The organism is Parabacteroides sp. AF14-59 (assembly GCF_003479515.1).
GTDB classification, from domain to species: Bacteria; Bacteroidota; Bacteroidia; order Bacteroidales; family Tannerellaceae; genus Parabacteroides; species Parabacteroides faecis.
In genome coordinates this window covers 129,070-140,408 of the sequence record NZ_QUHH01000017.1, presented here as the reverse complement: position 1 = coordinate 140,408, position 11,339 = coordinate 129,070, and the positions used below count along the sequence as shown (strand labels likewise).

Here is an 11,339-nt window from a genome sequence, read left to right as displayed (position 1 = left end):
ACCGGGTCGGCACTAAAGAAGATGTAACCATTATTATAATAGACATTGGATACAGCATCTTCATCTGTCGACAAACGTTCCGTCAACTTTTTCTGGTTATACACCTCACCCGGCTTCATTCCGAGGATCGCCTCCAGAAAATCAGAAGCGTACTGCGTATTACCCACAAAACGAATGTCTTTCAGATAATACTTGTCTCCTTCTTCCAGTTTCAGGAAGATATCGACCTTCTTCTCATTAAAATTCACAACACTATCAGCCAGCAATACCGCGTCACGATAACCATGTTCGTTATATTTGGAGATAATGTTCTGCTTATCTTTTTCGTATTCTTCCGTAGTGAACTTCTTCGTACTGAATGCTTCCAGGATACTGGTCTTCCAGTCGTTCGGAATACTGAACTTTTCGTTCGTCTTCTTCATCGCCTTCTTCAGGTCCCTGTTAGACAAAGCCTTGTTTCCTTCAAAATAAATACGATGAATCTTCGTCTTTTCATTCTTATCGATATTGATATCGACGATCACTTCGCCCTCTTTGGACAAATCATCACGTTGTACAATATCGACGTCTACATTCTTAAAACCTTTGCCGTCAAAGAACTTCTGAATAACGATCTTTGCACGGTCCATCAGGTTGGGAGTTACCTGGAAACCCTTCTTCAAGCCCAACTTGGCTTCAAGGTCTTCCCGTTCCCCTTTCTTTATACCATGATAATTTACTTCTGATATACGGGGACGTTGCTTCAACTGGATCTCCAGCCAGATCTCGTCACCTTCAATCTTGGTTGCCAGGATTTTTACATCCGAGAACAATCCGTGTTTCCAAAAACGCTTTACCGCTGTTGTAATCTCATCACCGGGGATAGTGACCATGTCACCGACCGATAGTCCGGAGAAACCGATTAACACGAAATCATCATAATTCTTAATACCCGTTACCTTGATATCGGCAATTTTATACCGTTTCGGCGCTAACGAATAATCAATGACCGGCACTTCTGCCGGTGCTTCAACCTGGGTAGTGTCACTTTCCTGGGCAAATGCTCCGCAGGCAAAACCTAGGAAAATAAAAAACAGCACTATTCTTTTGTACATATAACAGCTATTGTTTATAAGATTAATTGCTCACTTGTCTTACCGAAACGGCGTTCACGTTGCTGGTAATACAATATAGCTTCATACAACTCTTCTTCTCTGAATGCCGGCCAAAAGACATCGGTAAAGTAGAACTCCGCATACGAACATTGCCACAGCAAAAAGTTACTGATGCGTTTTTCTCCTCCGGTCCTGATCAACAGATCCGGATCGGGAATGCCTTTAGTCGTCAGGTGGTCCGAGACAACTGCCTCGGTTATATCGTTGGGGGTTATTTTCTTTTCCTCTACAAGAATAGCGAGCTGTTTGACAGCTTCTGTTATTTCCCAGCGGGATGAATAACTAAGAGCCAATACCAGAGTAGTCCCCGTATTGGCAGAAGTTTGTTCGATGCAATCCAGCAACGTAGCGTGTGCATCTTCCGGCAGACGGTCCAGATTACCGATCGCCATCAGACGTACATTATTTTTCATCAAATCCGGGGTCTCCCGATGAATAGCAGAGACAAGCAAACTCATCAATGCCTTCACTTCTTCTTCCGGCCGGTTCCAATTCTCTGTAGAAAACGTATACACTGTCAGGTATTTCAGCCCAATAGCCGTTGCCGCCTCTACCACTTTACGAACAGAAACAACACCTTCCTGATGTCCATAGCTCCGGTCTTTCCCTTGCGCTTTGGCCCAACGTCCGTTTCCATCCATAATAATCGCCACATGTTGCGGCAAGCGATTTTTGTCTATTTCCTCTATCAATGACATAGTGTTTCTCAGTATCTAAACGTACTGTTACTGTTTATACTATTACATGGCCTGTTACGCGGACCGAAGTCCCAGGTAACAGATAGCAGTAAAAATGAATACCAATCCTTGTTCTTCAAAAAACTGCCGCTTATCTGATAAGGATTATCCAGCATTGCATTATCTCCGTTCGTAACATCGAATTTATCTCCGAACAATTTACGGAAAGAGAACTCGCAACCCAGGTTAATCCTGTTCTTGATCTTATATTTTACGCCTACCCCTAACGGGATATTCGGTCCGAAAAACGCTTCATTTCCTGTGCCGTATGTAACTCCCAATCCCAGGAATACATACGGAGTAAAGCGCTTCGCTCCTGCATAATCAAATTTATCACTGTACGGAAAGAAGTTAAATTCCATCTGTCCGCCCAGTTCCACCAAGCTACGGCTGAACGATGCCTGCGCATTGTCCGGAAAAACATTTTCCAGTCCTTCCGTGCTACCCGAAACCTGTCCCCACATCAGATTTGCCTTAAAAGCCCATCTGAAGTTGGCATTATAGCGGAATACTGCTCCCACTGCCGGATTCATTCCTTTAAAGAAAGCATTCTTGTTGGCATCTCCCATATAGAAGGCGCCCCCGGTCATTCCGCCTATTTCATATTTATATTCCTGTGCGTGGAGACCGGAAAATGAACCGGCCAGCAGTATCAGTATAAGAACCCGTTGAAAAAAAGTTGAAGTCATATTGCAATGCTGTTATGTTACTACACTTCTTTTTCTAACGGTAAAACCTTCTTAAAATTATACTACCATCCACGAACTTTATTAATCCTTAAAACCTAAACGGTTTATACGACCCTTCCAGATCTGATCCAGATCATTCGCATTATTATTCTCTTTTCCTCCGAAAATCAGCATGAAATTATCTTTATCCACTAAAACGGATGCAAAACCTCGTGCTTTATAATCTTCCGGCATTACAGTCAATGTGTCCGACAAAGTCCATGTCACACCACCGTCTCTGGAGAAATACATATCTTTCTGTGCCTTATTAGCCTCGTCGATACCGCCTACCAGGCAGAATTTATCATCATAAGCAGAAAGCAGAACACCCTCTCTCTTATCAAAATAATCCGATTCCTGATCAGTCAGCAATACCCACTGTCCACCGTTCATGGTACCCCAGGCAGAATTGAGCAACTTACCGTTTCTATCTTTTCCGGCAACAACAGTCAGACTGTTTTGTTTGCTACCCGAAGAATAAGAAGCCAAAGAACCAAAGCCACTAACCGGGAATCCGTCGTGTACAGCTTCACCCGCTTTCCATTCCATGTCTTTATTCATATAAATAAAGTCCAATGTACCGTTATTATCAGCAATGGCTGACAGGAAAGAAGACTGTCCCAAGCCTTTTTCGTTATTGACCGCTCCCAGTAAAGCCTTTATTGAATAAGTCTGCTCTACAATCGTCCAGTCTTGTCCGTTGACAGAGCGATAAAGCGCACCTTTTGTTGTCGGCACATACAATGCATCCCCGTATTCAGTCATCTGTGAAAGACGGACTTCACCGGCTGGCAGACCATTCAAAGTCATATCCGTCCAGCTTCTGGCATTCGAAACTGAAGAGCTATGCAATGAATATCCCTTACTTGCATCAGTTGCTTGTGCGTACATATAATAGTACTCATTACCTTCCTCACCCCACGTTATGACTTTCTGTTCTTTTACGGGGAAGCCAAGTACATTACTTGCATATAGCTCCCAGGTCATAGAATCAGGTACTACCTGATGAATATTAACCCAAGCAGTATAAACCTTTGATGAAATACCATCATAAGCCTTTGTTACAAATTTAACAGGTTTAGAGAAGTCCAACGAATCTTCTTTATTCCAATAAAAGGTAGAATCCGGCAACGCATCTTGTGTCACCTCGATGGAAACCAATCCTAAGCCATTCGTCACCTTACAAACGACCTTTCCTACTTCCGTACCGAAAGGCAGAGAGTCCGGATTAAAAATCTTTCCGTTTACCTGATCGATCACAAACTTCACTGTATCCAACTCTCCTCCCAGTATGGAGTCATGACTTATATAAAAAGATGTCAACTGACAATCCTTAGGTACATCATACTCCTGATCGTCTGAATTCAGACAAGAAGACAGAAACAATGCAATACATCCCGCTACAAATAGTACTATTCTATTTTTCATCCAAAAATAAGTTTGTTGCATATAAAGCCACAAAAGTAGAAACATTTTTTGCTTTATTCCCAATATCGGCTAATATTTATAATATTTTAGTTCCATTAAACTACTTCGCTCACTGATTCTTCCTTGAAAAAATAGAGATTACATGATCCTGCACTTTTTTCACGTCCGTCAGTACCAGAGAGGCCACCCTATCCAGATCCGGAGCTTTCACACCCGATTCCAGACTGACAGGGGCTGTTTCAACCAACATTTGATCCCATAAACCTTCCTTTAGAAAATGGCCGAGAAGCGTAGCTCCCCCCTCCACCATCAGGGAATTTAATTTACGGATATACAACTCATGCATCACCTGCGGCAAAACCGGTTGTGAAAAATCAATGGTGACATATTCCACATTCTCCCGGCTTATCGCATCTGCTACTGCCGTAAATACCAATGTTTTTACCGTTCCGTCGAATAAATGATAATGAGACGGAATACGTAAGGTCCGGTCGAGTACCACCCTGACAGGCGACTTTCCCGCCCAATGACGTACCGTCAACGAAGGATTATCCAGCAAAGCCGTCTGTGTCCCGACCATGATAGCTGCCACATCCGCCCGCAAACGATGTACCCTGCGCATAGTCTCCGGAGAAGACAACACGACAGCCGGCGACGAATTATCCGTCCGCAGGCGGTCCATAAAGCCATCCGCACTCTGCGCCCATTTCAAATAAATATAAGGGCGCCGTTTTTCCTGAAAAGTCATAAACACCCGGTTCAACTCCCAGGCTTCCTTCTCCATTACGCCGGTCACCACTTCCACGCCTGCCTCCCGGAGCATCCTCACCCCTCTTCCCGACACTTCCGGAAAAGGGTCCAGACACCCGATCACCACACGCGGAATCTGTTTCTTTATGATCAGTTCGGCACAGGGAGGAGTTTTCCCATAATGCGAACAGGGTTCCAGGCTAACATACATGGTAGCCTCTTTCAACAAAGACTCATCACGGACCGAAGCGATTGCATTCACTTCGGCATGCGCTTCGCCATACTTCCGGTGATAACCTTCTCCGATAATTTTACCTTGGTGTACAACCACGGCTCCTACCATCGGATTCGGTGCCACACAACCCGCTCCGCCACGAGCTAGTGAAATACAGCGAGCCATATATTTATTTTCAACCTCGACCATTTTCTTTGCTTATAAATGGTTTTTGCATTACTTTTGCATTAAAATTACAATTTTATGACCGAGACTGTCGCCTACATACAAGATACGCTTAAAGACTATTATCCGCTTAGTGAAATTAAAGCTTTCATTCGCTTGATAATGGAGCGCGTGTGCGATATCCAGCCGCATCAATTCTTACTCTGCAAAGATAAAGAATTATCCGATAAGGAAAAGACACAAATTTATAATATCGTAGAACGATTGACAAAATATGAACCGATCCAGTATATTTTCGGTAAAACCGACTTTTACGGATTCGAGTTTCTGGTAGACCCGTCTGTCCTGATCCCGCGTCCGGAAACGGAAGAGCTGGTCGAGCTGATCGTACATGATTATGCGAAAAAAAGCATCGACATATTGGATGTAGGCACAGGAAGTGGTTGCATCGCTATCACGTTAAGAAAATTATTGAGCAAAGCGCAGGTTTCTGCACTCGACATCTCACCCGAGGCCCTGAAAATCGCCCGAAAGAATGCCGGGCTCAACCGTGTGCAGCTCACGTTTTATGAAAAAGATATTCTTCAGCCCTCCAAAACAGCCGATTCCATAGAAGAGGAGTTTGATGTCATTGTCAGCAATCCTCCTTATGTCATGGAAAAGGAAAAATCGGAAATGGAGAAAAACGTGCTCGACTACGAACCGTCGCTCGCCCTGTTCGTCCCCGACGACAATCCTCTGTTGTATTATAACAACATTACACGTTTTGCCGAACAGAAACTGAAGAAAAAAGGGTATCTCTATTTCGAAATAAACGCACAGATGGGTGAAGCCGTCGTGAACATGCTGCGCATGATGGAATTCAAAAATGTAGAACTGATACAGGACCTATCCGGCAAAGACCGCTTCGTAAAAGCACAGACATGGAACAGATAACCGAAGCAGAAATGTTACGCCGTGCTGCCGCCTATTGTTCGACAGCCGAACGTTGCATCCAGGACGTACAAAAAAAGATCAAGGCTGCCGGACTCACTCAGGAGGAAAGCGAACGCATCATCGCACGCCTGCTTCAGGAAAAGTTCATCGACGAACACCGGTTCGCCCGCTACTTTGTGAACGATAAGTTCCGTTTCAACAAATGGGGACGCATCAAAATCGCTTACGAACTTCAAAAAAGAAATATCCCCGCCGCCATACGTACAGAAGCATTGGAAGGGATAGATGAAACAGAATATGCCCATATCCTCCAATCGTTGCTAAAGGCGAAAAAGAAGTCGACCAAAGGAAAAGACGACCGGGATATTTACATCAAACTTCTCCGTTTTGCCGCTGGCCGTGGTTTTGAGAACCGCGAAGTTTCCCGTTGCCTGAAACAATTATTCAACGGTAACGATTATGAGGAAGATTTTTAACGACCTGCTGAATCTCTTCTTTCCTAAACTTTGCATGATATGCCAGACTCCTCTTGTCGGAGGGGAAGAACATATCTGCCTGAAATGTCTTTGCGACCTTCCCTGTACAGGTTACGATTTCCTGAAAGAGAATCCTGCCACATTCCTGTTCGCAGGAAAAGTTCCCGTTTACCGGGCTACCGCTTTCCTTCGTTATGAGAAAGGCGGCCACGTACAACAACTCATCCATTCCTTGAAATACCACGACAACCGTGAGATCGGCTTCCGGCTGGGACGCATGGCAGGTCTGCATTACCGGCAAGCCATCCAGTCAGACTGTCCCGACCTGCTCCTTCCCGTCCCGCTTCATCCCGGAAAAAAGAAAAAGCGCGGTTACAACCAATCCGAATGGATAGCCCGGGGACTGAACAGCCTGTTGCAACTCCCCATAGATACCACCAGCCTCCGCCGCATCAAAGAGACAGACACACAGACAAACAAACCGACCTACGAGCGCTGGCAGAACGTACAGGATATCTTTTCGGTGGTCGCCCCGAAAGAACTGGAAGGCAAACATATCCTCCTGATAGACGACGTCATCACCACCGGTTCGACCATCGGAGCATGTGCCGAAGCACTGTTGACGGTTCCCGGAGTACGGGTAAGCATACTGGCTGTAGCGATCGCCTGAAAAACAGCAAACAACTATAAATACAGAAAGCCCGACAGAGTTACTGACCGGGCTTTCTCCTGCACTCTCTCTTCACAGAGATAAAACAGAGTTACTTTATTTTTATTACTTTAGTATTACTAATACTGCTTGTTCTCCTGTCGCAGGGTATTTAGCTCATATAAAAAGCTGCGCAGTATTGAAAAATTATTTGATTAAATAATTGTCTGTTTATTTTACAATCGCTTTCACAGCAGCCTCGCCTTCGACAGCAACAACCACAACACCAGCAGGAGCAGCAATAGTAGCTTCGTCGGAAGTAATCAGCGTGCTGGCTACAGTCTGGCCGAGAACATTGCTGATAGCCACTTTCTTGCCTTGTGCACCCTTAACGACAACAGCACCTTCTGTTGCAGTTACACTGATCGTAGATACGGAAGGAGTAACAGCATCTGTTGCCACTTCGTCATCTGCCTTATATTCTACGTCGAAGATCAAAGCATCGTCATCACGGGTAAAGAGATCGAACTTAGAATCGTCGTCAGAAAGAACCAGACAACCATTCTGCATCTTCAACCAATTCGCATTCACCGGAGCGATTTCGTCTGCCGGATTCACAGCGATCGATTCGATCAGGAATCTCTTATCGTCAGTTGCAGCCTTAGCCGGATTCAGATAACGGAAAGACCAGGTCACCGTTTTATGGCGGTCACCTCTCAGGTTAACGATATAGTCGGCTGAATATTTACCTGCTTTAACAGCAGCACGAACAGCAGCAGGATCAAAATCCTTGGCAGTAACGTCAGCAAACATACCGTTCAGGATATACAGGCTGTCACCTACATGAGCCGCTTTCACGAAACCAGCACGAATATATTTCTTCCATGCGTAAACTTCTTCATTACCGGCTACAGCAGCAGAGTCTTTGAAGTTCACCAGATATTTTCCGAATTCGAAGCCCGGAACAGCCGGAGTAGCATGGATACAATGTTCTGCATCAGTTTCCTTTCCATTATTATCAAAATGCTTACCTGTTTCAGTACAAGGCACACCCGGAGTTGCCGCTTTATCAGTACGTTCGATAGAGATCAGATACTGCGGTTTGATATAACCGGCACCACGATTCACCCAAGCAGTATCAACGATAAACGCTAATCCTGAAGGAGCTTTCGCGTCTGTGTAGATACCCAGGAAGTCGATACCTTTATGAGTAAAGTTCTCGTTACCTTCGATCTGCAGGTATTCTTTACGATATTGTTCAACGAATCTTAAAGTATCAGGACCGTCACTGGCTACCGCACCTTCCAGAGTCGTGTTGAAACGACGATAGAGGGGAGCATCATAAGGAGAGATCAGGAAAGAAGAAGTTCTGGCTTCTGCGATCAACTGTGCTTTCAAAGTAGCATCCTGAGTTTCGTCAGAAACACCGGCTTTAATCTTTAAAGGATTATCACGAACAACCAATGTATAGAAATCATTTTTCTGTTCGTCGCTGGCTCTCTGTACATCATTATTTTCTTTGAAGAAGAATGTTACAATACCAAAGCCCGGATCCGCAGAAATAGCATACTGGTTTTCTGCATCTACACCGAATTTCAAATTACCATCAGCAGCAGGAACAGTCATCTGATAAGCCTGACGACGTAATTGTTTCAAACCACTGATACGACCGTTTGCATTTGCTACCGTATAACCATAATCAGCAATAGTACCTACAGCGTTCACTACGAACGGCTGGATATTGTCTTTAACAATCAACAGCGAATCCGTAGACTTGCCAATATACTTATCGCTTACATACGGGTTAAAGTAGTTGAATGTATAACGATTTACTTTCAAATCGTTGCTTTCAAAGTTCTTGTAACCAAGCAAACTATCACCTAAAACAGTCAGGTCAGTGATCTGAATGAAGTTCAGAGAGTCTTTTGAGTCGATAGCCTTAACGCTATTCATTAAGATGTCACCAGCCACAGAATAATAAGTAGCACCACTGTTCTTATACAGCTGTATAGCCGGAGCATTAACATTGTTAGCAAACTCACGGTTTGTCAATGTCACAGTAGACTTGTCTTTCGCATATTCAGTAATATTGTCTTTCAAAATAATCCACTGGTATGCCGGCATATGAGCCACATTCTGTTCGTCAGCATTTACAGTAACCCATTCAGCCAATTCACCATTATCGTAGATCGGAGATGCCAGGTACTGACCTTTTGCATTTCTGATATAATACAAACCATCTGCGATTGAAGTTCTGCTATCTACTGCCGTTGCAGCATCAGACACAGAGAAAAGGAGGTTTTCTTTTTCTAATGTAGCATACGTCGGAGTTTCAGGAGAATAGAATGTCATCACCTCTGTCGTCGGTGTCAATAGAATACTCGACAATGTGCAATACTCATAAGGAGTACCGCTAGCCAAAGGAGTATACCAATGTAAACCGCCAGCATTAGCAGTTTCTGTATAGGTGAATCTTGAATTATCTTTCGCTATAGAAACGAAAACGCTGTCTTTAAACAGATCTTTTTCAATCTTGAAATTATTCGGAACCAGCGTAGTCGCATTTTCACCGGTCTTCAATGCTTTACGAGCCAACTGGTATAAATTATTTTCATTCAGACCTGTTGCAGCATGAACAGCCGTGTCCACACGTAAGTACTTTTGTGTACCGAGTTCTTTTAATGTAACAAAACCTGAAATACCATCTTCTGCATGAAATTTCACGCCGCTGATCACATCAACCAACAATTTCGTTTTGTTCGGGGTCATTGTGAAGTAATCACCGTTTGTCGCATCTGTCAAAACATTCAGATCGTTTGCTTTCATAACAACGGTAGTCGGTTTTACAGCCTGAATATCAGCATTGGTCGTACCTAAGCTACCCATGTTTTTATTAGCGTATTTATAAGCATACACATAATCTGTTCCGCTAATATTCGTTACGCCTAACGCCATGGTCGAGTCGGTGTCGATTGCATAAGTTAAACCTTTCACATCGGCTAAACCTGTTGCATCCGCCGAGTTCGCAACCCATGCCCATGCCATATTAACACCGGTAACAACCAAGCTAGGATCTGTAGCAACTGCCGGAGCGGTTACTACACCTCCGTCATTTGCAGCTACAGCGTTCTTCGGATCAAAAGAGATAGTCAAACCAGTAGCTTTATTTACAAATGTAAAGTGGTTTGAATTGGAGGCACTTGCGGCAATAGTCCATAGTGACTGATTGTAATCAGCATCTAAATCACCAGTCATTTTAACGAGTTTACCATCATCCAGTTTGAAAAATTCAGCCACAGACTTACTACCATCAATTTCAGTAATCTGTTCACCAGAAAGCACATAATAGCCCTTTTCAATCTCCGTCACCTTATCCGCTTTCACCTGTGCATAGGCGGAAACGGAACCAAGCAGCAAAGCACCGGCTACCAAAGTAGAAAACTTTTTGTTCATAATCAATAAATTTAATTAATAATATTACTATACTAAAAGTCAATGTATAAATCCCTCTCAACCGTTGATATTCGTTAAATGACGAGTTTAAACGGTCGTTTTTTCTAGTCATTTTTTGAGCCCGGTTTTTATTTCATGTCAAAAAGGGATAACTTCGTCCTTATTTTTCTATCATCCTGATAAGAAAGGTGATATAAACGGTAAAAAAGATTGGATAAAAGATTGTCGGTTAAAAAGATTGTTGTATTTTTGTGACGAGAAAAAAGGACCGTTTTCTTTAGCCACAATATATATACTCACTAGATTTTGTAAATCAAAGCGTAAATCACAAATATCACTTTATTCTAATTATTGATATAATTACGTTAGTGTACGCACACGTACGTAGTAATATGACGTTTTTCCTATCAATACAGGTAAAAAGTAAAAAAAGATCAGAATCATTTACTTTTTCATCATAAGAAAACAAGCCGAATACTCCACCCGATAAATAAAACGCCCCAAAAGTTTTTACATAAATTAAGCCAATAATACTTCATACCGCGAATAAACAACGAAAGCCCGGCAGGTTAATCCTACCGGGCTTTGTTTTGTCTGTTTTCACTCTTCACAGAGGTGGAACAGAAGA

At 43.3% G+C, this 11,339-nt stretch carries 9 protein-coding genes; 3 read left to right on the top strand and 6 right to left on the bottom strand.

Translation table 11 applies throughout. The annotated features are described in order from the left end of the window. The 5 genes from DWW23_RS17820 to ribD all read right to left on the bottom strand — a co-directional run. Positions 1-1,094: outer membrane protein assembly factor (locus tag DWW23_RS17820; protein ID WP_305037002.1), on the bottom strand; the 1,094-nt coding region annotated here is incomplete at its 3' end. A gap of 14 nt (positions 1,095-1,108) precedes the next feature. Continuing rightward, positions 1,109-1,852, bottom strand: coding sequence for an isoprenyl transferase (locus DWW23_RS17815; protein ID WP_122354675.1), 744 nt, complete (start codon positions 1,850-1,852; stop codon positions 1,109-1,111). A gap of 8 nt (positions 1,853-1,860) precedes the next feature. Beyond that, a complete protein-coding gene (locus DWW23_RS17810; RefSeq protein WP_122354673.1) occupies positions 1,861-2,580 on the bottom strand; it encodes a DUF6089 family protein in 720 nt (239 codons plus the stop codon). An 81-nt stretch (positions 2,581-2,661) separates the two neighbouring features. Next, a complete protein-coding gene (locus DWW23_RS17805; protein WP_187576519.1) occupies positions 2,662-4,092 on the bottom strand; it encodes a DUF6242 domain-containing protein in 1,431 nt (476 codons plus the stop codon). Positions 4,093-4,156: 64 nt separating this feature from the next. Further along, the gene (gene ribD / locus DWW23_RS17800; protein ID WP_122354669.1) at positions 4,157-5,221 is read right to left on the bottom strand and encodes a bifunctional diaminohydroxyphosphoribosylaminopyrimidine deaminase/5-amino-6-(5-phosphoribosylamino)uracil reductase RibD; all 1,065 of its coding nucleotides are present in this window, start codon (positions 5,219-5,221) and stop codon (positions 4,157-4,159) included. Positions 5,222-5,275: 54 nt separating this feature from the next. On the opposite strand from ribD, the gene prmC reads away from it, so the two are divergent. From prmC to DWW23_RS17785, 3 genes are read left to right on the top strand one after another with little or no spacing between them, the layout of a single operon-like run. Beyond that, on the top strand, positions 5,276-6,133 hold the full coding sequence (gene prmC / locus DWW23_RS17795) for a peptide chain release factor N(5)-glutamine methyltransferase (RefSeq protein ID WP_122354667.1): 858 nt from the start codon (positions 5,276-5,278) through the stop codon (positions 6,131-6,133). Beyond that, positions 6,121-6,609: a regulatory protein RecX gene (locus DWW23_RS17790; RefSeq protein ID WP_122354665.1), complete on the top strand. Its 489-nt coding sequence runs from the start codon at positions 6,121-6,123 to the stop codon at positions 6,607-6,609. Before prmC ends, DWW23_RS17790 begins: the two co-directional genes overlap by 13 nt. Further along, positions 6,593-7,279: a ComF family protein gene (locus DWW23_RS17785; RefSeq protein WP_187576520.1), complete on the top strand. Its 687-nt coding sequence runs from the start codon at positions 6,593-6,595 to the stop codon at positions 7,277-7,279. Before DWW23_RS17790 ends, DWW23_RS17785 begins: the two co-directional genes overlap by 17 nt. A 210-nt stretch (positions 7,280-7,489) precedes the next feature. On the opposite strand, the gene DWW23_RS17780 is transcribed toward DWW23_RS17785, so the two are convergent. Beyond that, positions 7,490-10,711, bottom strand: a complete 3,222-nt coding sequence (locus DWW23_RS17780) for a DUF6383 domain-containing protein (protein ID WP_122354663.1) — start codon at positions 10,709-10,711, stop codon at positions 7,490-7,492. Positions 10,712-11,339 lie beyond the last annotated feature (628 nt).